This window comes from Pseudoalteromonas issachenkonii (assembly GCF_002310795.1).
GTDB classification, from domain to species: domain Bacteria; phylum Pseudomonadota; class Gammaproteobacteria; order Enterobacterales; family Alteromonadaceae; genus Pseudoalteromonas; species Pseudoalteromonas tetraodonis.
The window spans coordinates 1,524,812-1,548,948 of record NZ_CP011030.1 but is presented as its reverse complement, the minus strand read 5'-3'; the positions used below and the strand labels follow the sequence as shown (position 1 = coordinate 1,548,948).

At 39.9% G+C, this 24,137-nt stretch carries 23 protein-coding genes and 1 pseudogene; 11 read left to right on the top strand and 13 right to left on the bottom strand.

All coding sequences use genetic code 11. The features are described from left to right. Nucleotides 1-13 precede the first annotated feature (13 nt). Nucleotides 14-856 (top strand): S-formylglutathione hydrolase, encoded by an 843-nt coding sequence (fghA, locus tag PISS_RS07120; RefSeq protein WP_024601045.1) that lies wholly within the window; start codon nt 14-16, stop codon nt 854-856. Here fghA and PISS_RS07115 read toward each other — a convergent pair. Continuing rightward, nucleotides 810-1,142, bottom strand: coding sequence for a hypothetical protein (locus tag PISS_RS07115; RefSeq protein ID WP_083494652.1), 333 nt, complete (start codon nt 1,140-1,142; stop codon nt 810-812). The genes fghA and PISS_RS07115 overlap by 47 nt on opposite strands. Before the next feature lie 271 nt (nt 1,143-1,413). Between PISS_RS07115 and PISS_RS07110 the strand changes: the two genes are divergently transcribed. Then, nucleotides 1,414-1,830 carry an MgtC/SapB family protein gene (locus tag PISS_RS07110; RefSeq protein ID WP_013464847.1) on the top strand — a complete coding sequence of 139 codons (417 nt, stop codon included), beginning with the start codon at nt 1,414-1,416 and terminating at the stop codon, nt 1,828-1,830. 126 nt (nt 1,831-1,956) lie between these two features. After that, on the top strand, nt 1,957-3,141 hold the full coding sequence (locus tag PISS_RS07105) for an acetyltransferase domain-containing protein (protein ID WP_058154550.1): 1,185 nt from the start codon (nt 1,957-1,959) through the stop codon (nt 3,139-3,141). A gap of 69 nt (nt 3,142-3,210) precedes the next feature. On the opposite strand, the gene PISS_RS07100 is transcribed toward PISS_RS07105, so the two are convergent. Next, the gene (locus PISS_RS07100; RefSeq protein ID WP_058154549.1) at nt 3,211-5,118 is read right to left on the bottom strand and encodes a beta-ketoacyl synthase; all 1,908 of its coding nucleotides are present in this window, start codon (nt 5,116-5,118) and stop codon (nt 3,211-3,213) included. A gap of 128 nt (nt 5,119-5,246) precedes the next feature. Here PISS_RS07100 and PISS_RS07095 point away from each other — a divergent pair, with 128 nt between their 5' ends. Continuing rightward, complete coding sequence (locus tag PISS_RS07095; protein WP_058154548.1) at nt 5,247-6,257, top strand: GlxA family transcriptional regulator; 1,011 nt, start codon at nt 5,247-5,249, stop codon at nt 6,255-6,257. Here PISS_RS07095 and PISS_RS19035 read toward each other — a convergent pair. Together PISS_RS19035 and PISS_RS19030 are read right to left on the bottom strand one after the other, a co-directional pair. Further along, nucleotides 6,246-6,698: pseudogene (locus PISS_RS19035) on the bottom strand (GGDEF domain-containing protein); the annotation flags it as partial. The gene PISS_RS07095 and the pseudogene PISS_RS19035 overlap by 12 nt on opposite strands. Before the next feature lie 44 nt (nt 6,699-6,742). Continuing rightward, nucleotides 6,743-7,291, bottom strand: a complete 549-nt coding sequence (locus PISS_RS19030; protein ID WP_058154547.1) for a hypothetical protein — start codon at nt 7,289-7,291, stop codon at nt 6,743-6,745. 232 nt (nt 7,292-7,523) lie between these two features. Between PISS_RS19030 and PISS_RS19025 the strand changes: the two genes are divergently transcribed. Then, complete coding sequence (locus PISS_RS19025; RefSeq protein WP_232311347.1) at nt 7,524-8,006, top strand: GAF domain-containing protein; 483 nt, start codon at nt 7,524-7,526, stop codon at nt 8,004-8,006. A gap of 30 nt (nt 8,007-8,036) precedes the next feature. Next, entirely contained in the window at nt 8,037-8,753 is a 717-nt protein-coding gene (locus tag PISS_RS19020; protein WP_335337942.1) for an EAL domain-containing protein, read from the top strand. A 12-nt stretch (nt 8,754-8,765) separates the two neighbouring features. Here PISS_RS19020 and PISS_RS07080 read toward each other — a convergent pair whose 3' ends face one another. The 3 genes from PISS_RS07080 to PISS_RS07070 are packed head-to-tail and all read right to left on the bottom strand — an operon-like array spanning nt 8,766 to nt 11,834. Continuing rightward, nucleotides 8,766-9,278: an MgtC/SapB family protein gene (locus tag PISS_RS07080; RefSeq protein ID WP_013464839.1), complete on the bottom strand. Its 513-nt coding sequence runs from the start codon at nt 9,276-9,278 to the stop codon at nt 8,766-8,768. 16 nt (nt 9,279-9,294) lie between these two features. Next, a complete protein-coding gene (locus PISS_RS07075; RefSeq protein ID WP_058154546.1) occupies nt 9,295-10,440 on the bottom strand; it encodes a GNAT family N-acetyltransferase/peptidase C39 family protein in 1,146 nt (381 codons plus the stop codon). Then, the gene (locus tag PISS_RS07070) at nt 10,440-11,834 is read right to left on the bottom strand and encodes a RimK family protein (RefSeq protein ID WP_058154545.1); all 1,395 of its coding nucleotides are present in this window, start codon (nt 11,832-11,834) and stop codon (nt 10,440-10,442) included. The genes PISS_RS07075 and PISS_RS07070 overlap by 1 nt, the downstream gene beginning before the upstream one ends. 315 nt (nt 11,835-12,149) lie before the next feature. Between PISS_RS07070 and PISS_RS07065 the strand changes: the two genes are divergently transcribed. After that, on the top strand, nt 12,150-12,485 hold the full coding sequence (locus PISS_RS07065) for a zinc ribbon domain-containing protein YjdM (protein WP_058154544.1): 336 nt from the start codon (nt 12,150-12,152) through the stop codon (nt 12,483-12,485). A 147-nt stretch (nt 12,486-12,632) separates the two neighbouring features. Here PISS_RS07065 and PISS_RS19015 read toward each other — a convergent pair whose 3' ends face one another. The 6 genes from PISS_RS19015 to PISS_RS07035 form a co-directional block, all read right to left on the bottom strand. Next, nucleotides 12,633-12,974 (bottom strand): hypothetical protein, encoded by a 342-nt coding sequence (locus PISS_RS19015; RefSeq protein WP_232311346.1) that lies wholly within the window; start codon nt 12,972-12,974, stop codon nt 12,633-12,635. Nucleotides 12,975-13,128: 154 nt separating this feature from the next. Next, nucleotides 13,129-13,677, bottom strand: coding sequence for a dienelactone hydrolase family protein (locus PISS_RS07055; RefSeq protein ID WP_058154543.1), 549 nt, complete (start codon nt 13,675-13,677; stop codon nt 13,129-13,131). A 104-nt stretch (nt 13,678-13,781) separates the two neighbouring features. Further along, nucleotides 13,782-14,258 carry a GreA/GreB family elongation factor gene (locus PISS_RS07050; protein WP_008110531.1) on the bottom strand — a complete coding sequence of 159 codons (477 nt, stop codon included), beginning with the start codon at nt 14,256-14,258 and terminating at the stop codon, nt 13,782-13,784. A gap of 101 nt (nt 14,259-14,359) precedes the next feature. Next, nucleotides 14,360-15,289 (bottom strand): protein translocase subunit SecF, encoded by a 930-nt coding sequence (gene secF / locus PISS_RS07045; protein WP_013464832.1) that lies wholly within the window; start codon nt 15,287-15,289, stop codon nt 14,360-14,362. After that, complete coding sequence (gene secD, locus PISS_RS07040) at nt 15,282-17,120, bottom strand: protein translocase subunit SecD (RefSeq protein ID WP_058154542.1); 1,839 nt, start codon at nt 17,118-17,120, stop codon at nt 15,282-15,284. Before secD ends, secF begins: the two co-directional genes overlap by 8 nt. Nucleotides 17,121-17,227: 107 nt before the next feature. Then, nucleotides 17,228-17,689, bottom strand: a complete 462-nt coding sequence (locus PISS_RS07035; protein ID WP_058154541.1) for a hypothetical protein — start codon at nt 17,687-17,689, stop codon at nt 17,228-17,230. Nucleotides 17,690-17,802: 113 nt separating this feature from the next. Between PISS_RS07035 and PISS_RS07030 the strand changes: the two genes are divergently transcribed. The 4 genes from PISS_RS07030 (at nt 17,803) to PISS_RS07015 (ending at nt 24,131) form a co-directional block, all read left to right on the top strand. Then, nucleotides 17,803-19,593, top strand: coding sequence for an ABCB family ABC transporter ATP-binding protein/permease (locus PISS_RS07030; protein WP_198147823.1), 1,791 nt, complete (start codon nt 17,803-17,805; stop codon nt 19,591-19,593). Nucleotides 19,594-19,788: 195 nt separating this feature from the next. Continuing rightward, nucleotides 19,789-21,867: a M13 family metallopeptidase gene (locus PISS_RS07025; RefSeq protein ID WP_058154539.1), complete on the top strand. Its 2,079-nt coding sequence runs from the start codon at nt 19,789-19,791 to the stop codon at nt 21,865-21,867. A gap of 199 nt (nt 21,868-22,066) precedes the next feature. Further along, a complete protein-coding gene (locus tag PISS_RS07020; RefSeq protein WP_013464827.1) occupies nt 22,067-22,780 on the top strand; it encodes a YebC/PmpR family DNA-binding transcriptional regulator in 714 nt (237 codons plus the stop codon). A 73-nt stretch (nt 22,781-22,853) separates the two neighbouring features. Continuing rightward, nucleotides 22,854-24,131: a protein kinase gene (locus tag PISS_RS07015; protein ID WP_058154538.1), complete on the top strand. Its 1,278-nt coding sequence runs from the start codon at nt 22,854-22,856 to the stop codon at nt 24,129-24,131. The last annotated feature ends 6 nt before the right edge of the window (nt 24,132-24,137 follow it).

Here is a 24,137-nt window from a genome sequence, read left to right as displayed (position 1 = left end):
TTTAAGGATTGTTATGTTAGAAAATATTTCAACGGCTAAAGTAGCTGGCGGATGGCATAAGCAATACAGCCATAGCGCTTCAAGCACTCGTTGCACTATGCGTTTTGCAGTTTTTTTACCGCCAGGCGCCAGTGAAACCAATAAGGTGCCGGTACTGTACTGGTTATCAGGTTTAACCTGTACCGATGAAAACTTTATGCAAAAAGCAGGCGCATTTAAAAAAGCAGCGGAGCTGGGTATCGCCATTGTAGCGCCAGATACGAGCCCACGTGGTGATAACGTGCCAAACGAAGACAGCTATGATTTTGCACAAGGTGCTGGGTTTTACCTTAATGCCACAAAAGCGCCCTACAACACCCATTTTAATATGTATGATTACGTTGTTAATGAGTTACCGGCACTAATTGAGCAACACTTTCCTGTTACAGATAAAAAAGCAATTAGTGGTCATTCAATGGGCGGGCACGGCGCATTGATGATTGCACTTAAAAACCCACAATCGTACACCAGCGCTTCGGCATTTAGTCCTATTGTTAATCCTATGGCGTGTCCGTGGGGTGTAAAAGCATTTACAGGCTACTTAGGCGACGACAAAACAACGTGGGCACACTACGATACTTGCGAATTAATGCAGCAAGCCGAGCAAGCTAACTATTTACCTATGCTGGTAAGCCAAGGTGATGCTGATAACTTTTTAGAAGAGCAGCTTAAGCCGCAAAATTTGGTCGATATCGCTAATAAAAAAGCGTATCCGCTGCAGCTCGAAATGCACGCTGGTTACGATCATAGTTACTTTTTTATTAGTAGCTTTATAGACCAACACTTATTATTTCATCATCAGTTTTTATCGGCTTAGGTTCATTACTGTGTAGAGTAGATTTATCTACTTCTACACATTCTTTTAAGACCTTAGTAACCTGCCTACATTTTTTAATCACACCGTTATCTTCTTTTATAAATTCAATTATGGCGTTATCAGTTTCGTAACCAAGTTTGCTAAAACTAAAACTATCTTTATCCTTTACAAAACTATTAGTGCTATTGATGTTTAACTTGGATCTCGCCGTTTCATCCAAAAATATACCCATTACTGTGCAACCACTTAATACATTTGAAAAGATAATAATTAATAAAATGCGCATGTAAACTCTCGTTGCAAATAAGCCAAATTATATACGACTTAAAAAGGGAGTGTTGTAAAAATATGTAAGCCCCACAATTTTACATAATAGAGTTTGCTTGTGTGGTACGCAGCTGAAATTCATTACTGGGTAAAAACGCACTTTATTGTGTAAATATTGCTAACGCCACTCATCCCCCTCGATAAAACAAAGGTAACACAATGATTTTATTTAAATTAATACCTTGGTTCAATTTTTGCTACTTATTTAAAATTTATCCGTGGAAATAGCAATGGAAATTGATCTACAGTGGAGAGACATTATTGATAACTTGATTCATCTTGGCATGGCGTATTTACTTGCCCTGCCAATGGCATATGATAGAGAGCATAGCCATAATGGTGCAGGTCTAAGAACGTTTCCTTTAGTTGCCGTCGCATCATGTGGTTATGCACTGATTGCTATGTCAGTTTTGGAGGGGGCAGAGGCGCAATCTAAAATGTTACAAGGTATTATTACAGGTATTGGTTTTATTGGTGGTGGCGCTATTTTAAAAAATAACCAGTCTACATCTGGAACAGCAACAGCTGCGAGTATTTGGAATATGGGTTTAATTGGTATCGCTATTGCGTACAGCCGCTATGAAATAGCTATTTTGTTGGCAGTAATAAACTTCATAACGCTTAGGTATGTTAAAAAATTTAAATAATGAAAATTATAATTAATTGCTTAGCGTTGACGCGATCACCCTGTTAGATTCAATCTTCAAACTCGCCTTTTGATATAATATAACATATAATCAAGTTCATTTTTTCATTCTTGTTAATTGTATTTTATGTCATTATCTTTATCGCAAAGTCGCTTGCATCATATTGATCTATTACGCGGCATTATCATCATATTTATGGTGATAGATCACGGCATGTATTATTGTCTAAATTATTCAGTAACTGATCCCATGACCATACCCGGAACAGATGCGCTTACTTTTTTCACACGCTTTATATCGCATTTCTGTGCGCCATTATTTGTATTTTTAGCAGGCCTCTCTGCCGCTATTACAGAGCATAAATACGCGTGTACTCGTCAGTTTGCTAACGCTTTAATAGTTCGAGGCTTAGTGCTTATTTTATTTGAGTTTACAATTGTGTCATGGTCATGGAGTTTTAACCCTCTTTTCCCGATGTTATATGCTCAAGTAATTTGGGCGATTGGCTGGGGCTTTGTGGTGCTTGGCTTGCTTCGCTTAACAGGTATATACCCTGTATTTATAGCTGGCTTATTACTGGTATTTGGTCATAACTTACTTGATGGCATTACCTTTGAAAGTAACACCATCGCGCATACACTGTGGTCTATCGTTCATCAAAAAAATGTATTAGCACTGCCGTTTGGTTTTTCTATTAGAACGACATACCCCGTTGCGCCTATTGTTGGACTCATGTGTTTGGCTTATTGTGCAGGTGTATATTATAAATCTCAGCATTATAGTAAAAAAGTGATGAATTACGCGTTTATTATGGGTATGAGCTGCCTAGCACTTTATTCAATACTACGCGGCTTTAATTTATACGGTGATATGTCACAGTTTTCTACACATACAGCTCCACTGCTGACTATTATGTCGTTTTTAAATCCGACTAAATATCCGTTGTCGTTACAATTTATATTACTTACTGTAGGGCTTGGTTTAATTGCGCTAAAAATGTTGAGCCACTTAAGAGCTAGTTTTTCGCAAAATTTTCTGCAAGTACTAGGTAAAACCAGCATGTTTTCCTACCTCACTCACTTGTATTTGCTACATGCTATCAGTTGGCTTTTAATACCTGCTCTTGGTTTTAACTTTAGTGATATGACCTATGGTGAAACCCTTGTTGGCTTACCATCAGGGTATGGTATGAGTTATATTGCAACCATGGCGATGATAGCTGTAGTGGTTGTGCTTACCGCCCTACTCGCTAAGCGCTACTTAAACTGGAAATATCGTAATAAAAACAGCCTGATTGCTAAATATATTTAGTTATTACGCTGTTGTTTTTAGTCATTAAAAAAGGCGCTTAAAAAGCGCCTTGCTAACAAGTATGTGTGCTTAGAACATATCTTGATAGGAATTTGTTGTATTGAATATAATTGCTTTTTCAAAGCCTGGCAGCTGAATGCTGTGCTCATCAATAACAATGTCATTTTCATCAATCAGCCCATCACCAAAACGATAAACTAGCGCGTATTGACCTAAATCTGCTTGTTGTTGATAGTGCTGTTGTGCTTCATTTACCGCTGCATGCTTGCTGGTATAAAGCCCCATCATTTCATCGCCATGACGCTTAGCAAGCATCTGCATCGTTACTTTTGCTGAAAGCACTGTGGCTGTTGCATTATTACCACCAAACCCTTTAGAGTTTATAAATGCAATATCCATATCACCACAATCATAGTGACTGTTACGAATATCTAAATGATCTGCATAAACATCATCAGCCACTTTATCTATAGTGGTAATACCCGGCATAATATTATGACTAAATACACCTAAGGCAATGGCAAGCTGATCGCCACTGGCAGGTGCTATAGTATGGCCAACATACGCTTTAGGGGCGGTTACTTTCCAATTATCTATTGCAAATGTTTGCGCTACTTTATGATAAATTAACGACTCAGTTACGCGGTTTTGTGGTGTGCTTGAACCATGGGCTAAAATAAAGCTACGTTGCTGTAATGCCTCTTTACCTAGTAAGCTACTGGCAAGTGCAGCCGATTTTGCCATGGTAATGTAGTTACCAGGCCCAGGTGAAGTAATTGATTTTTTTACTCCATCGGCGTTAACAAATACATCAGGCACACAGCCCATAATGTCTGCACCTAGTTCAAGTGCCAGCGCATCATCCATTAATATAGCCACTTGTGCGCCTTCACCTAAAGTAAAGCCACAGTTTTCGCCAAATGGGCGGCTGCTTCTACGATAATCAGGTTCATCGTCATTACTTAAATCATCTAAGCGGCGCAAACCTTCAATATTAGCCAGCGCACTCATATTGCCAAAGCCTTCAACCACTTCAGGGGTAATCGCACATTCTACACTTGCCACAATTGCAACACGTGTGCGCCCTGCTTGTATATCATTTACTGCTGCGCGCAAGTTATATAAAAAAGTAGCACACGCACCCGATGTAGAAAAAGTAGTCCCTACATTGCCCGTAACATAGGCATTGATAAAATCGGTCGACATTGTATTTAAACCCAGTGCTAGCTGCTTTGTGCTGACGCGATCACCTTGCTGGCGCGCTTTGACTAACCCACCTAAACCTTTATCGTCCATTTGGCCAATAACCGATGCTGAATAGGTACCAATTTTATCAGGCTCAACACTATTCATAATGTATTGCCAATCAAGTCCGGTTGATTTTATTGCATCGGTGGCAGCAAAAATAGTGGCTTGTAAACCACGAGGTTGGTAGCGGCTATTGTACATAATTGACGGATCAAACCCTGTGGGTAGTTGCCCAGCAGATTTAATTGGGTTATCACGAGTAGAATCATGTTTAATATCAAATTGAGCCGCAATAGTTACTTTCACTTTTTTATTTTCAAGCTCTTCTACGTGCCAACTTTCAGGTACTGGCGAAGGTAAATCACGACGGCGTGTTTCAAACACAATCGCGTTTTCATCCGATGCGGTTAACGTCATTTTTTGCTGCCACGGCGTGGCATCTACATCAAAGTGTTGTTTTTCAATTTTACGAATTAATGTACCTGCAATAATTTGCTCACCAAAACGTGCTTCTATGTCGCTTTGCTCAACATTATTGCCTTGCATGTCTTGTAGTTGTCCATTCACAACACTCACTAAATTCATTAATGTGGCGAGGCCTAAAAATGTTTCTTGGCGAGCTTGTGACTCTAAGCTATCTAACACGATACGACGATAACCTTGATGAAAAGAAGTACGGCCAGCGGCATTAATGCCTCCCATGCCGACAATGACGGGTAATGCGGTCATAATTTACCTTTAAAAAAACGTGTTATAAGAATATGGAGTTAGTTTAAATGGATTACGCACATATCTTTGTGCTTTAATAGCCAAATATTAAGCATAAAAGGCCAGAAACAACTGGTCGGAGCATTTAAATGAGCAATAATCCAACAAATCCACCATTAAATATAGCCATTGCTGTTTACTCGCATCTACTGGTAACTAGTTTAACCCTGCCAATTGAAATGCTCCGAGCAGGTGAAGCGTTCGCCAAGGGGCACACTAGTAAGCAACACTTTAGAGCGCTGAATATTCATTTAATTGCTAAAAATATTGCTCCTATTGCATCCAGAACAGGTTTAGCCATCGTGCCTGATTGCAGCAGTGATAACGCCCCCTATTGCGATTTAATCATTGTTCCGGGTATTTGGCGTAATCCACGCCCTGTTGTTAAAACGAATCAACCAATAGTTAATTGGCTCAATGAGAGTTTTACCATGGGAAGCCATATTATTGGTGTTGGTACCGGCAATTGTTTGCTCGCAGAAGCCGGTTTACTTGATGGTCACCCTGCAACCACTCACTGGCATTATGCCAAGCAATTTTCTCAAGATTATCCAAACGTTAGCTTAAAACCTGATTTTTTTATTACCCAATCAGAGCGCATGTATACGGTAGCCAGTTTAAATGCCTTAGCTGACGTTATTGTTCATATTATTAGCCAATACTATGGTAAAGAAGCGGCGCAGCATGTTGAGCGGAACTTTTCACATGAAATACGTAAACCCTACGAAGATCAACGCTATTTAGAAGGCGCCGTTAACCGACATGCTGATGAACTTATTGCACAAATACAATTTTGGTTAAAAACTAATTTATCTAGTGAGTTAGATTTACAAGAAGTCGCGGCACAATTTAGCTTAAGCTACCGCACGTTTACACGCAGGTTTCGACTTGCTACAAATCAAAGCCCTATAGAGTACTGGCAGCAGCTACGTGTTGAAGGTGCAAAAGAATTACTGGCCTCATCGAACTTATCAATTCAGGAAGTCGCGTTAGAAGTTGGTTATAACGATCAAGGGCATTTAACCCGTGTGTTTAAAAAGGTATTGAGCCAAACCCCGAGCGAATACAGAAAAGTAGTCAGACGAAAGTTATTTGGTTAATGTTTCTTTGCCCTTGTTTGATATTTTAGTCAGGCCGTTGACAACGCAGTTTCGACCGTTGTTTTTAGCTAAATATAAATAATTATCGGCTAATCTTAAAATTTCACTCAGGTGAGTATGCTCATGTGCATCAATACCGACCAAGCCAATACTGATAGTGATGTTTAACGTGCTCTGCATATAAGTAAATTGATGATTTTGTATGTCAGTTCTTAGCTTATCCATTGTGATTATAGCGACCTCTATGTCGTCATTTACCACCAATGTAAATTCTTCACCGCCAAAACGATAAACATGTTCATCGCCTAAATGTTTTTTAAATAACTGTGTTAATTGTACCAGCACTGCATCACCGGCATCGTGCCCATATTTATCGTTTACTTTTTTAAAAAAATCCAGATCAGCTAAGGCAAAACAATAGGGGTTAGAAAAGTCGATATGGTTATGAAAATGGCTTTTAAAAGCACGCCGGTTGTAAGCCTGCGTTAAGCTGTCGCGTAATCTAAATTAATAATTTCCTCTTGATTAGAGGCTCTCATCGATTCAAAAACACGTGAAACACCCCACACAATAATATACGTCAGAGAAAGATTAATGATGAGCTTAAAATTTATTTCAACTAACCGTTTGTCGATCACATAAAACAGCAGTAACAACGTAATCAAAAAGCTAAAGCTGCTTATAAAGCCATGCTTTTTTCCAAACAATAAGTAAACCAATACAGGAAGAGTACACACCCAATGCGATATGCCAGTCTCTAAGTTAATTGCGGTGATAGCAAGCAACACAACTGCAAAGTAAGTATAAATAACAGCATAGCGATGCCATAATTTAGAGCGGTTTGTTCTCGTTTGGTGATAGGTATAAACACAAAAAAAAGCTAATGCAAGTTCAATAAAGCCCAAAACATAATTTTTACTCATAAACACATTAACGTAAGCGACAACTAAAGCAACTAATGTAATTATTAAGCTTATATTTTTGAATACGGTTAATCTGACTGATTCTGTTTTATCAAATGAATGCTGATGCATTAATATCCCTTTAAAATATTACCTCCCATAAACTTCAAGCATATCAGCCTAGCATTAAAAAATAGATAATAACTACAACTTATATGTAAGCCTACTTACTATAACAGCTAATATTAGCCTAAATTTAAATATGCGTGAACAAAGATTGATAGGCCTTGATTAGATCTTTTTATATATATAAATTATAGTATTACTCATTAGGTGTAGTGGTATTAACATAGGGAGATAGCCGATGGATGAATTTACCAATTTGCTTGTCGAACAACACAACAATGCATCCATTAAGGCTAAACTAGCTAACTTACTCACTTTGGTTCGTAAACATTTAGATATGGATGTTGCTTTTATATCTGAATTTATTAACGATGAGCGTGTTTTTAAAGTGGTCGATAACCCCTCTGAAAACCAAATTGTTAAAGTGGGTAATGCCGATCCGATTAATGAAACGTATTGCCAACAAATCACCGACAACAAGCTTAGCCCTATTATTACTAATACCAAAGCAAACCCAATAACCAAAGCGATGCCGGTTACAAAAAAATTAGGTATAGGGGCATATATAGGTGTACCTATCAACCTGTCGAACGGGAAATTATATGGTACGTTTTGTTGTTATAAATCACACCATGATGAGAGCTTAAATGAGCGCGATTTATCTTTTTTAAATATTATTTCAGAAATAGCGACCGGATTAATTGAAAAGAGTTTAGATTAAAGCGTATCGTACAACCACACAAAATCAACTATTGAGCAAATTATTAGCGATAATGATATTAGTATCTATTTTCAGCCTATTTATAGTCAACTAAATAATAAAGTTGTAGGTTTTGAATCACTTGCTCGGTTTTTTACCACTCCTTATAAAACCCCTGATATCTGGTTTAAAGAAGCAAGTAAGGTTGGCTTAAATGAAGCATTAGAAATGCTCGCTATTAAAAATGCAGTAGCCAATATGGCAAAGTTTAATAATACAACTTACATTGCCATTAATTGCTCGCCTTCGTACATTCTTAGCGGTGCACTTGAACGAACATTACAACAGATTGACTGCACTAGGCTGGTATTAGAAATTACTGAACATTCGCCAATTTCTAATTACGAAAAAATGCGAGCTGCACTTAGGCCTCTCAGAAACAAAGGTCTGCACTTGGCCATTGACGATGTAGGCGCTGGCTTTTCCTCATTTCAGCACATACTAGAGCTTGAGGCCGATATTATAAAATTAGATATTAGCCTGACTCAAAATATAAACACAGACGATCGTAAATTTTTACTGGCAAAAGCACTGTGTGGATTTGCAAAAGCAATCGACTGCACCATTGTTGCCGAAGGGATCGAAACCGCAGAAGAACTAAACTCGTTAAGAATACTCAATGTAGACAGTGTACAAGGTTATTTTATTGGCCGCCCCGCACCAATTGAAGATGCGCTTAGCTTCCAAAACAAAGCACTACCCGCATAAAAACGCCACTAATTAGTGGCGCTCGGTATCAATGCTGTCTTTTCGATAATAGCGTTTATGATAACTTTTCACTTTAGCATGCACGCCTTTACTTAAGCTTTTAAACTTAGCCTCTAGCACGTCAACGCCGTATAAAATACCCACCACAAGTACCGAAAGCTTAATAGCAGCCCCTAGATTCTCGGTTGCTATCATAACGCCAATGGAGGCCAATACCCAAATGGTGGCAGCAGAGGTAACCCCGACTACGGCACCGTCTTTTGCCAGCATTACACCTGCACCTAAAAAGCCAATGCCGGTAATTATTTGCCCGACTACGCGAGAATGATCAATCACATCCCCTTGTAAATTAAACGCAGTCGATAAAAACAAGTAAGTACCTAAGGTGATCAGCGCAGAGGTACGGATCCCTACAGGTTTGCCACGCAATTGTCGTTCTATACCAATAATAGCGCCACAAAAAGCCGCCGTACCAATGGCTGCCCACGAGTATGGGGCTACATCGATAAAATCTAAAAATGTCACTTAAAATCCTAATCTATTATTTTTTACTAATAGCAACTGCCGTTCTAAGCCTTTGACTACCAAAAGCCGACATTTTACTAAAATCGCTGCGTGCAATTGGCACATATTGACAGTCAATCGCTAATTGATTGTCGTTACCTGGTTCGCAAAACGGGTCATGTACGTACACACAGTGCGCATCTAAATGAGTAACACATACCCAATGCGGTGATTTTTTTCCATCAAACCGATAAGTGCTTATTAACAGTAACACACTAAAACCTTGGTTTAACCACGTTTCTATATCGGTTAGTTCAACATCTTTATAGGTAACAGGAATATTAGCCGAGGCTATGCCTTCAACAAATTGCTGATGTACTGTCGCTAGCACCGTTTTTTTATTATCACTGCGTACCCCATCTAAAAATAATGGCTCTGAGGTATTAACAATGACCTCACTTTTAAATCCCCGTTTATTTGCAGCCAATGCCAATCCAAACGGATGACAACCGCCATGTCCCGAGGTCATAAAAATGGTGGTGCCTTCACGCCATAAAGCTAATTCATGTGACTGACTCAGCTCTGTGCTGTTATCAAGCGAGCCCATTGCCATTAATAACGCAGCAGGTCCACAGGTAAACTCGGTGGTTTGCTGATACCATGGCGTTAAACGCTCAACTTGCAATTCGCTGGTTTGGCGAATGTTTTTTTGCATGCGCAAGGCATCACTGTGATCATCGTAATAATCACTATATTGACCAAAAACACGATACCCTACACTTTTATAAAGCCCTATGGCGCTGTCGTTATTTACCGCCACTTCTAAACGCAAATAAATACGCCCACGCTCACTAGTGGCTTTTTCAAGGGCTTTAAGCAGCGTTTTAGCGATTCCTTTGCCTTGCATCGTCGGTAATACCGCTAACGAATACAAACGCGCTAACCGCGTGCCTTTATGGCACCACACCAAACCATAACCACATAATTGCGCATTGTGCTCGGCGACTAATAAAATCCCATGTTTAGCACTAAGCCAGCGCTTTAAACTTCGCGCACTTAACTTATCGTTACTAAAGCAGGCATTTTCAAGCGCCACTAAGGCTTTTAAATCACTCGCGCTTGCAGGGCGAATACTAATACCCGCTCCTGCCAAAATCGTTATATCAGACAATGCGTTAGGCATTAGCCGCGGCCTCGTGCTTCAAGGCGCTGTTTAAACTCATCCATAATGATCATGTATAACTCATCACCTAAGTAACCATCTTCTACTTTGTGATCAATACTTGGGTTATCGTTTACTTCCAACACATACGCACGGCCTTGATGCTCTTTTACATCCACACCGTATAAACCCTTGCCTACGGTTTTACATGCTTTTAAAGCAGCATCCAGTACAGCTTTAGGTAATTCAAACGTAGGCAATGTTTCAAAGCCACCCGAGAAAAACCGTTTCGCGTCATGGTTATATATTTGCCAATGGTTACGCGCCATTAAATAACGACACGCATAAATAGCACGGCCATTAAGCACACCCACACGCCAATCATATTCTGTGTACATGTACTCTTGCGCCAGAACTAGCGCACTTAAAGCAAATAACTCACTAAGCTTAGCTTCTAATTCATCACGATTAGCAACTTTATACACGCCTTTTGAAAACGACCCTTCTGGCATTTTTAATACCAGTGGATAAGTAAACGAAGCCTCTAGTTGCTCAATTGTGTCTTTTGATTGATCTGCCACCACCACGGTTTTTAAGCTCGGTACTTTTTGATAATTAAATGCATCATGTAAGTACACTTTATTACAGCATCGTAAAATAGACTCCGCATCGTCAATCACCACTAAACCTAGGCTTTGTGCTTTACTTGCAAGGCGGTAAGTTGGGTGATCAATCGCTGTTGTTTGGCGAATAAACAACGCATCAAATTGGGCAATATTGTCTATTTCCTCAAAGCTGAGTGCTTTTGCATTAATACCATGTTTCGCTGCTGCTTTTATAAAACGTGTAATTGCATCTTTATCGCTTGGCGGTACTTTTTCGTTATGATCAACCAAAATAGCCATATCCCAACGAAAACGACGTTCAACCTTACCAATTCGCCACTGTGTTTGCGTAAACTCATTTAGTTTTTCTATAAAATCAGTGTGTTGCTGCTCGCTCAATGACGCTAATGATCCTTGTTGTAATAAGCCTTGCTCATCAACAAATAAAATAGGTGCCGGATATTGTTTAAATACCGATTTAGCGGCTTTAACTTGTTGATCATTTCCCGCGTGACCAAAATAAACAGCACCATCAATATGGCCAATATTTTGTAATGACGCTTGATTGCTTCGAAGCGCGTTAATTGTTTTTACACTCGGTAATACTTGATGCTTACGCGCCTCAGCAAGTAACGAACAGTAATAACCTTTACTTAAATACTGGCTAGCATCACATAGATTTATTATGCGGGTTTTTGGTTCGTTGCGTTTTGGGTAGTCACGCAAATAGGTGTTAAAGGTAATGACATTTTCAAATGAAAGAACAAGCGTTTGCTCATTGTTATCAACCACAATTAAGGTTTTAAACACGACTTTTCCTAGTTAAGTCAAAATATACAAAGCAGCCTTGCTAATCAGTTAGCTCAGCGAATAAAACAGCAAATAGAAACACCTATCGCACTAAGTGCAGCATTTAGCAAATCACTTAATACGATAGGTGCTTTAACGAATATCTACTATAAACGTTAGCGCTTAAATTGCTTAAGCGACAAGTGATTTATATGCCCTTTTTTAGATACGCACAAACGAGATATTTTTAGCGTAAAGATAAAAATTTTTGATGAACTTTTTTATTGCTAATTTGTGTTTTAAAATAGCCAAAATTTAATACTAAAAGTGATCATCATGTCTCTTCCCGCTTGTCCTAAATGCCAATGTGAATACGTTTACGAAGACCAACAGCTGCTTATTTGTCCAGAATGTGCCTATGAGTGGAACCCGAATGTTACTAATGACGAAGACGCTATTTTAGTGAAAGACGCAAACGGCACTTTACTTGCTGATGGCGACAAAGTAACCGTAGCTAAAGATTTAAAAATTAAAGGTAGCTCACAAGTTATTAAAATTGGCACCAAGGCCTTAGTAAGACGTGTACTTGATAAAAAAGATCATGAGCTTGACTGTAAAGTAGATGGCATAGGTGAAATGATGGTGACGGCTAAATTTGTTAAAAAAACCTAAACCCATTGAGATAAACAATTAAATACAGCAATAACCTGCGTAATCTTGGCGCTTTATTGCTTTAACAAACTGACATACACTTTAACTAATTGATTTTCAGCGCCTTTTAAAAATTGAAAATCTAAATTCAGTTCTCAAAGTGGTGTGTTAGTTGTCTAGTATTACTACTTCTGCTTTGCGAAAGTGTGTTTTTGCGCTTTGCAAAACATCGGCAGTATACTTTGAGTTTGGCACTGGTATATCAATAACATTGCCACTTTTACAAAATAAAGTAACGGTATTTGACGCTAGCTGTATTTTAATTATCGCCCCTTTAGGAATAAGCTGCATTCTACTTTTATTATTATTGAACCAGTGAGGTTTTTTGCAAAGTAGAACGTTTTCTCCAATATCAGAAAAAACACGCTCAGGCCTAAAAGTTAAGTACTTTATAATTAAAGCCGTGAGTAAAACACCCGTAATTGTGACGGTAAAAATCCCTATCTCCATAATATTCCCTTAAATTTATGTCCTTTATTTAACTGCTTATCCGTTAATGATTATCAGACTCAAGCAAATCTTATAAGTTCACGCTATAAATGCCTTAGTTGTGATTGAGTGAAACCGGCTAACATCGAGTTATAAACACTCCTTAACTAGTTTATTATATTAGCTTATTAGATAACACAGTTAATGTTTCATCGTAAGCGCGTTGATTAAAATTATTCGAATGCGGGTTCATAAAACCATGTAAGTAATTAACATGCTTTACATTAACATTAGCCTTTGTTGCCAGCTCAACGTGCAGTGATTTAACATCAAAGTGCGGTTCATAATGCGGAAGTATAAGTTCAATCTCAAACTGTGGTTGTAAGTCTGTATGGTGCCTAATTTGCGAGCTGTAAAAACAAATGCCCTTAGCTATCGTTTTAATCGCCGGATGTGAAGACATTGACCAAATTGCCGATGCGCCAACACTAAAACCAATCAATATGATGTTACCAGCGAGTGGTTTAATCGCTTTTTGTAAAATAGCGACATACTCATCAAGGCCAATATGCTGACTAAAATACTCATAGGCCTGCTGTTCACTGTTAAATGCCATATCAACCCCGCCATAGGGATCGACAATAGACTGAGCGTTTAGTTCTTCAGCTAATGCTTTTAAAGCCGCTGTTTTACCAAATATATCACTAACCAAAACTAAGTTCATAAACGGCTCATCTTTAATTTTATTCTATAAGTTTCAGGCAATTATTTAACAAAGAGGCCTACGAGATGCTGCGTCTCAGCGTAAGAGACAAATAAATACTACACTCAAAGCACTTTAACCACATCGTAACTATGTTTTACATCACCGAGTGTTAAACTAACTTCATCATCGACTTGTTTACCTAATAACTGTTGGCCTAATGGTGCACCAGAGGTAAGCACTTGAATAGTTGTGCCTTTAATATCAACGGTTAATCCACCAGCTGCTGGGCCTAAATAAAACCATTTTTGTGTGCCTGCATCATCTTCTAAACACACCAATGAACTGACTGCTATTGTGCCTGTAACGGCGTCGTTGTAGATGGCTTCAAATAGTTGTATTTCTTTATAACACTCATTCACCCGATCAGCGTGACCTTGCGCTAAATACGCAGCTTCAAGCCCGAGCGTATCATATTGAGTTTCTGCAATGCTTTCTTCGTGGGTCGCGGTATCGTGGGCTGTTTGAGCTGCAATTTTCGCAGTATTAAGCTGCTCTTCTAAGGCAAAACGCAGGTGCTCTGTAACATGGGCTTTATTCATTTGGAAATTCACTAAATACGGTAAAATAATTTTGCCATTTTAGCATTGTTGCTACACCTAACACTATCCCTTTGCTGTGTAACAACAATGCTGATTTAAGCCTATGGCATATCCATTAATGCCTGCGTTTGCTGATCCACTTGCTTATCGTAGTTTTTAGCACTTAACCCAAGTAGCTCGGGTAATGTTGCAGCAATACAAATGGACGATAACGTGCCTACGACTATTCCTGCAAACAGAGCAATTGCAAATCCCTGAAGCGGCGCCCCTGCTAACAGCCAAACACTTGCCACCGTTGCGAGCGTAGTCCCGGAGGTAATAAGCGTACGAGTTAAGGTGCTTTTAATAGCACTGTTGATAATACTGCTTGGTTTGAGTGTGATGTTTGTTGGTATGCGCAACAGCTCGCGCACCCTATCTCCAACTATTATTGAGTCATTTAGTGAGTAGCCAATAATCGCCAACAAACTGGCTAAAACGGTTAGGTTAAACTCTATTTGTAACCATGCAAATAAGCCAACCACCAGCACTAAGTCATGAAATAAAGCCACCACAGAGCCTAATGCCAAACGCCATTCAAAACGAACAGCTAAATAAATCATTACCGCGACCATCGCAGCAAATAATGCTAAGCAGCCTTGTTCAAATAGTTCATCACCCACTTGAGAGCCAATATAAGCCGATGATAAAACCTCAGCATTTATAGTTGGGTTTTGGCTAATAGCCGTTTTCCAGTCATCGTTATTGCTTGTATTATTGGGGCCTTGTGTTAGTTGAAAATGATTATTGCCCTGTGCTGTTAGCTCAAATTCACCCTGATGATTTTTTGCAATAAATTGCTCAAGCTGTTTTAGTTCAACACCTTGGCTGGTGGTAAACTCTGTTAAGTATCCACCCGTAAAATCAAGGCCAAAGTTTAGCCCTTTTTGTGCAATGGTGAATACCGACAACAACACAAATATGGCGCTGATCAGCATGCCTGTATAACGTATACGAGACCCTGCCTCACATTTTAAAAAAGAATTAAGCATGCGCGTTTACTCCTGCTTTTTTACCCAGCTTTAAATATAAGCTTTGGCTTAAATATTTCGATACATACACACCAGTAAATACCGATGTGATAAGTCCCAGCGCAAGCGTTATAGCAAAGCCTTTTACAGGGCCATAACCTATACCATATAAAATAATCGCGGTGATCATCGTGGTAATATTGGCATCTAAAATCGTATTCGCAGCTTGTTTATAGCCCTCTTGTATCGCTTGATATGGAGGACGTCCTTTGCGGCGTTCTTCTTTAATGCGTTCAAATATAATCACGTTAGTATCAACTGCCATTCCTATGGTTAGCACCAAACCTGCAATACCAGGAAGTGTTAAAACCACCCCAGGTAATAATGACATTAACCCCACTAAAGACGTTAAATTTAAAACTAACGCAACATTTGCAATAAGCCCTAAACGACGATACCACAGCGCCATAAAGGCAAGCGTTAACCCCATGCCTAACATTAACGCCGCCAATCCATTGTTAATGTTGTCTTGGCCAAGGCTTGGACCAATAGTTTGTTCATGTACTATGGTCACTGGCGCCGTAAGCGATCCTGCACGTAGTAATAGCGCTAAATCGGCAGCCGCTTGCTGGCTTTGCATATTGGTTATACTAAAGCGCGAGCTTAAATGCTGGGCTATATTCGCCACATTAATGACTTCGCTTTTTTTAACCACTTCACCTTTAGCATTTTGTGAATACTCTGAATAGAGCGTTGCCATCGGCTTGCCTATATTCGCCTTAGAAAACGCCGACATAGCATCGCCACCTTGGCTATCTAGGCTCAGTTGTACTAAAGGTTTACCCCAGTCATCACGGCCAATATTGGCATTATTAATATGCTCACCAGTAAAAATAGGCACAGGGTCGAGCTTAATAGTCCCACCCGATTGCAAATTAAATGTTTGCCCGCCAATCTCTTTAAGTTGATAAAATCCAAGTGACGCGGTAGCACCAATAATACGTTTTGCCTCGGCTGGGTCTTGGACGCCGGGTAGCTCAATGCGAATGCGCTGCTTACCTTGGCGCTGTGTAACCGCCTCGGTAATTCCTAACTCTTCAATGCGTGAGCGAAGCGTAGTGAGTGTTTGGCTCATGACTTGTTTATCAAATGCGCTGCGCCCTTGCTCAGAATAACTCACTTTAACGACCTGTAAGTTGCCATGAGTTGATGTGGTTATAGTTAGATTTTCAAAGCGGCTTTTAAGGTCGTTAATAACTGAGGTTAGCTTTTCGGCTGCATTTTCTAATGCACTTATTTCAAAGCCCTGGTTAGTTTGCTTTGCTTTAACACCATAGGCTTTTTGTTTAACAATGATGGCTTTCGTTTGCTGGTAAGCACTGAGTAATTGCTCATCAATGGCTTTATCTAAATCAACATCAAGTACAAACAATACCCCGCCGTTTAAATCAAGACCCAGCTTTATGGGCGATAAACCAAACTCTTGTAACCAAACAGGGCTGGTTGCATGTTCTACAATTTTAACTTGTGTATTTGGGTAATTCGATTTTATAGCCGCTTGAGCTTGGGCACTGTGCGTAGGTGTATTTAAAAGCACATTAATTGTTGCTTGGTTTTCTACCCCTTGGCTGACCTCAAACCCTTGGCTATTTAAAAAGCGCACTATGTTTTCAGTACTTGGTATTGCTTGTGTTTTAACCTCAGGAGCGGCACTAATATGCAACCACGATTTATTCGGGTATAAATTAGGTAAGGCGCTTATTGCTAGTAAAACCAATACAATCAGCATGGCTACATAGCTTAATTTAAATTTAGCCATAAATGGCTTTTTTTGTTTTTTTAGACTTAACATAGTTGTTCCTTATTACTCGGCATAGCCCAGTAACGTACCTATTAGGTACAATTAATCTGCAGGTCAAAACGCAAAGCGTTATAACCAATTAAATTAAATAAGAAACATTAAGCATGGTAGGTGGTTACAGCGGTGTATAACAGGTTCGCATCTTTCCAGCCGCTCAAGCGCGACTTTTTACTTTTAAATACCCAGGTATACCAAGGCTGACTTATGGTGACTGCTTGCGGTCGCAAAAAAATATGCCTACACCCATTTAGGGCAAAAAACTCATGCACTACATCGTATTCAGGATCGCCCTGCGCACTGTGTAAAAATAAAAATGAGTTATTGGCTGTTAGCCTAGGCTGATGCGCAGCAAACTCAGAATGCTTTGAGTTTTTATGCTGTAAATTACCTAGCGACTTTAACGGTGTGGGAGCATTAGTTAAATTTTCGACATTAACAACATGGCTATAACTGCTTTGGTTATTGTTTAATTCGTGTTTTACACCCATAGCATGGCTTTGCCCACTAAAGAGTGCGGCAAAAAACAAGCATGTAGCTAAAAAAACGCGAAATTTAAACATCTGTCATTTAAAACTAAAATAAAGGATAGCTAGTATATAAGGGCAGCTAATTAAAATACAATAGCCAACATTAAGCTATTTCATTTATATAAAAACAAATACTGAGATCCTCGATGCGCTCCAGACAAAGTTCAGTAAAACGCCCCGACGCTATGAATTTAAAACAAAGCATTCAAACTCTTTGGCCTTATATCACTAAATTTAAAGGCCGTGTGCTGATTGCCATATTAGCGCTTGTGGGTGCTAAAGGCGCGACATTGCTCATGCCATGGGCTTTAAAAGAAATAATTGATGCGGTTGATAAATCAATTAACCCGCTACTGCTCGTCCCAACCTTATTACTCGTTATGTACGGCGCACTGCGATTTGCCAGCGTGTTTTTAGGTGAAGTACGCGATGCTGTATTTTCTCGAGTCACCGAGCATGCCATGCGTGATATTGGCCTTAAAGTATTTAAACATTTGCATTCGTTAGATTTAGCCTTTCATTTAGACAGACAAACTGGCGGTATAAGTCGAGACATAGAGCGCGGCACCAGTGGTTTGAGCTTTTTAATGCGCTTTTTAATGTTTAATATTGTGCCCACGTTGTTTGAAATAATGACCGTGGCGATTATTTTTGGCACCTTGTTTTCTATTTGGTTTGCGCTGATCACCCTACTTGCTGTGGCTATTTATATCTTTTTTACCGTGGCAGTTACCCAATGGCGAAACCGCTTTATTCGTGAGTCAAACGCTGCTGACAACCAAAGTAACACACGCGCCATCGACAGCTTATTAAATTACGAAACCGTTAAATACTTTAATAACGAAGAGTATGAAGCTAAAACTTACGATACGTTTTTAGCAACCTGGGAACAAGCACGATTAAAAAACAGACTCTCGTTACTGGCGCTAAATTCAGGGCAAGCACTCATAATTGCCTGTGCAATAACCGCATTAATGTGGCTTGGCGCAAGCGAAGTTGTCACGGGCGAGTTAACGATTGGTGAACTGGTGATGATCAATGCGTATATGATTCAACTCTTTTTACCGCTCAACTTTTTAGGGTTTGTGTATCGCGAAATACGCCGTGCCCTCACCGACCTTGAAAACATGCTCGGCCTGCTTAATACACAACCTAAAGTGGCGGATGCTCATGAGGCTAAAGAATTGGTCATTAAACAAGGTGAAATTAGCTTTGATAAAGTAAGCTTTCACTACGACAGTAAAAGGCCTATTTTAAAAAGCATTAGCTTTAATGTTGCTGCCGGCTCAAAAGTCGCGATTGTGGGTGCAAGTGGTGCAGGAAAAAGCTCATTAGCCCGATTACTGTATCGCTTTTATGAGCTGTCATCAGGCACTATTAGCATAGATAAACAAGCAATTAATACAGTTACTCTTGCAAGCTTGCGTAAAGCCATTGCGATAGTCCCCCAAGATACTGTGCTGTTTAATAGCACCATCCGTGAGAATATTGCCTATGGCAGACCCTCAGCAACTGAAGATGAAATAAATAAAGCAATTAACATGGCGCACTTAACCGACTTTATAAATAGCTTAGACAAAGGCGATAAAACCCTCGTGGGTGAGCGTGGGTTAAAAGTCTCAGGGGGTGAAAAACAACGGATTGCCATTGCCCGTGCTATTTTAAAGCAATCACCCATCTTAATCTTTGATGAAGCAACCTCTGCGCTCGACTCTCATGCAGAGCAAGCTATTTTAAAAGCAATGCGTGAAGTGGCAAATGATCACACCAGTATTGTTATTGCACACCGACTTTCGACCATAACCGATGCAGACTCAATTATTGTTTTAGAAGCTGGTGAAATTATTGAACAAGGCAAACACCAAGAACTACTAAATCAAAACGGTGAATATGCCCGTATGTGGGCATTACAGCAAAAGCAGTCAAAGGCGCAATAAACTAAGCCGCTCAAGAACGATTGAAGTAGTTGAGTGTTTTTTGCTATTTTCGATAGTATTTTATTCATCTTATCGACCGGTACGGTTATTCACCTCAAAAGGTTTGTTTGAAGTGAAGTTATCAATACAATCAAATAGCTATTTTTATAACAAAAATATAACGAATTAAGTAACGTGAATTCATAGGGGAAAGTAATGAAAAAAAGTTTAATAGCAGCGGCACTCGCCGCTACATTTATTACCGGCTGTTCAGAGCCACAAACTACAAAAACTGAGCAAGTCGCAGCCGTTGCTGAAAAACCACAAGCAACTGAGCAAGCTGAATTAGGAACATTTGGGGTTGATTTAACTGCCCGCAATGAAGCTGTAAAACCAGGCGATGACTTTTTTATGTATGCCAGCGGTTCATGGTACGACAACTACGAAATGCCAGCAGATAAAACACGCTATGGTGCGTTTTCTGCGTTAGCTGAACGCAGTGAAGAGCGTGTAAAAGAAATTATTGAAGACATTGCAGCACGTGACAATTTAAATGCAGAAGAGCAACTAGTTGCTGATTTTTATAATTCGTACATGGATACCGACACGCTTAATAAGCTCGGTGTGACTCCCATTAAGCCATTGCTTAAAGATATTAACGCTGTCGACTCAACTGATGACTTAGCAAAAATCTTTGGTAATTCATGGCTCACTGGTGTTAGCGCCCCAATTGGTGGTGGTATGTGGTTTAACCGCTTAGATCCTAATAAATACGAAATGTCGTTAGGTGCTGGTGGTTTAGGCTTACCTGATCGTTCATATTACCTTGAAGATGCAGAGCGTTTTGTAAAAACTCGAGAAGCGTATGTTGCACATATTGCCGACATGCTTAAATTTGCTGGTGTTGAAAATACCACTGAACGTGCACAAGCAATTTTAGCGCTAGAGACAAAAATTGCAGAAGGTCATTGGCCACGTGAAAAACGCCGTAATCGTGACATAACGTTAAACCAAATAAAACGCGACGAGTTAAGTACCCAGTACCCTGGATTTAATTGGGATTTATACTTTGCGCAAACAGGTTACAAAGTACCGCAGCTAAACGTGTCGCAGCCTGAACCTGTAAAGGCCATGATTGATTTAATCAACAACGAAGATATAAGCGTATGGAAAGACTACCTGACGTATCATGCAATTAATGGTAACGCTGGGCTGTTGTCAGAAGACATATTTAACACCAGCTTTGCTTTCTTTGGTAAAGAGTTAAATGGTCAGCAAGAGCCTCGTCCGCGCTGGAAACGTGCGATCAGCCAAATGTCAGGCACTAGTTCACTAGGCTTTGCGATTGGTAAAATTTATGTAGATCGTTACTTCCCTGAGTCATCGAAGCAACAAATGTCTGAGCTGGTTGAAAACTTACGCACAGCCCTTGGCGAGCGTATTGATAACCTAGATTGGATGGGCGCAGAAACAAAAGTAAATGCGCGTGCAAAATTAGCGGCATTTGTGCCAAAAATAGGTTACCCAGATGAATGGCAATCTTACGAAGGCTTAAGTATTAGCAAAAATGATTTAATGGCTAATGTAAAAAATATGCGTGAGTTTTTCCAAGCCGATAGCGTAGAAAAAGAGCTTAAGAAAACCGACCGCAATCGCTGGGGTATGACACCACAACGTGTAAATGCTTATTACAATAGCTCATTTAATGAAATTGTATTTCCTGCCGCTATATTACAACCGCCGTTTTTCGATCCAAATGCAGATCCTGCGGTAAACTACGGTGGTATTGGTGCCGTGATTGGCCACGAAATGGGCCATGGCTTTGATGACCAAGGGTCAAAATCAGATGCTAACGGCATACAACGTAACTGGTGGACTGACGAAGACCGTGCTGCTTTTGATGCTAAAGCCGACAAACTGGCGGCTCAGTACAGCAAATATGAGCCAATTCCAGGTAACTTTGTAAATGGCCGCAACAGCTTAGGTGAAAATATTGGTGATGTAGGTGGTTTAGCCATGGCTTATCATGCCTACAAACTAAGCCTAAATGGTAAAGAAGCCCCTGTGATTGATGGTGTAACCGGCGATCAACGTTTCTTCTTAGCGTGGGCACAAGTATGGAAAGAAAAACGTACTGAGCAAAGCATGTTAAATCAATTACGTGGCGGTACGCATGCGCCAGGTCGCTTTAGAGCACAAGCTCCTCGTAACCACGACGCTTGGTACAAAGCATTTGATGTAAAACCAGGTGATGAGTTGTACTTACCAGAAGACGAACGTGTTCGTATTTGGTAATACTCTGACAAACGTTCATCATTTGTAACGAATAAACAACCCGCTATGGCGGGTTGTTTTATTTTCCAACCATAATAACTGTTTCCCCCTGTTACTTAGTAATCAATCTCAATACTTACTAGCCCTGCCCCGCATTTACCTTTAGAATATGGGCTTGCAAATTTTTTCAATTATTTATACATATTAAGGCGAAACGCAGATGGGAAGAGCTTACCAAAACAAAAAAGATTCAATGGCTAAAACTGCGGGTGCTAAAACTAAAGTTTATTCAAAATACGGTAAAGAAATTTATATTTGTGCTAAAAACGGCGGTGTTGATCCAGACGGTAACCTAGCACTGCGTCGTTTAATTGAACGCGCTAAAAAAGACCAAGTACCGGCTCACGTAATTGAACGCGCCATTGATAAAGCCAAAGGCGGCGGCGGTGAAGACTATGCAGCTACGCGCTACGAAGGTTACGGCCCAGGTAATTGCATGATTATTGTTGACTGTTTAACCGACAACAACAAACGTACCTTTGCTGATGTACGTGTGTGTTTTACTAAAGCAAACGCTAAAATTGGCGCACAAAACTCGGTATCACACTTATTTGATCACCTTGCTATTTTTGTATTTGACGGTGACGACGATGAAACCGTTCTTGAAGCGCTAATGATGGCTGACGTTGATGTAACCGATGTAGAAGTAGAAAACGGTAAAGTGACCGTATTTGCTCCACACACTGAATACAACAATACGCGTACCGCACTTGAAGAAATGGGTGTGACAGAATTTGACGAAGACTTAATTGCCTTTGTACCCCAAGTAGAAGCCCCTATTGAAGGCGAAGATGTAGAAGTGATGGAACGCTTTTTAGCCATGCTTGAAGATTGTGACGACGTACAAAACGTGTACCACAACGCACAATTTTAAGCGTTAAAGCTTAATCGTGTTTAAAGGCCAACTTAGTTGGCCTTTTTGTTGATTTTAAAATGGATTATTAATTTTGAATACCCTTTCACAACTTCGCAGCGGCCAATTACATGGTGCAAAACACCTACAATTAGTTGAAGCGCTAAGCCACTTTCCAGAGGAAATTTTTACCCTCGCGGATACCCTCGAAGTCTTGGATTTATCTAATAACAATTTATCTGATTTACCTGATGAATTTGCCTGCCTAACAAAATTAAAACGACTGTTTTTATCGTTTAATCAGTTTAAACATATACCTAAAATACTTGCTAAGTGTCCTGCTTTGATCATGGTTGCATTTAAAGGTAATTACATCACTGAATTTGCAGATTACTGCCTACCTAAAGCGATTGAATGGCTTATTCTTACAGATAATAAAATAGCTAAGCTGCCTGCAACATTTGGCCAATACACTGCGCTTAAAAAGCTGGCATTGGCAGGTAATCAGCTCAGTGAGCTACCAATAAGCATGGCAAACTGCCATAACCTGGAACTAATTAGGCTCTCTGCAAATCAGTTAACTCAAATTGATGATTGGCTATTTGAACTACCAAAGCTGACTTGGCTTGCATTTGCAGGCAATTGCTTTAATAAATCACAGTGCCTTACCCAATCAAATTTAGCCAATAAACCACTGAGTGACTACTCGCTCAGTAAAGTAATAGGCCAAGGCGCATCAGGGATTATCCATCTTGCTTATTCAACGAATAAAGAGCCGGTTGCTGTTAAGTTATTTAAAGGGACTATTACAAGCGATGGTTATCCGCTGGATGAAGTTAATTGCTGCTTGCAAGCGCTTGAGCATCCAAACTTAATTAAAGTACTGGCTTACATTGAACAACAGCAACAGCTTGGTTTAGTGATGGAGTTAATTGATACAAGCTTTACAAATCTAGGCTTACCGCCGAGCCTTGATACCTGTACTCGAGATACATTTGAAAGCGAGTGCCACTACTCTACCCAAGTAATTTATGCCATAACGCAGCAAATGGTTAGCACTGTGGCCCACTTGCACCAGCACAATATAAGCCATGGTGATATATATGCGCACAATACCATGGTTGACCCGCACGCGCGTGTGCTGTTTGGGGATTTTGGCGCGGCCACTGATCTTACTATGCTCAGTGACTATCAACGTCAACAAATGCAGTTAATAGAAGTGCGTGCTTTGGGGTGTTTAATCGAGGATTTACTCACAACCTGCCAAGAGCAAAGCGCTGAAGTCATGCACTTAAAACATATTGCGCAGCAATGCATGAGCGAAAATATCGCACAGCGGCCAACACTTAGCGCATTAGCTGACTTTTTATAGTGGTTA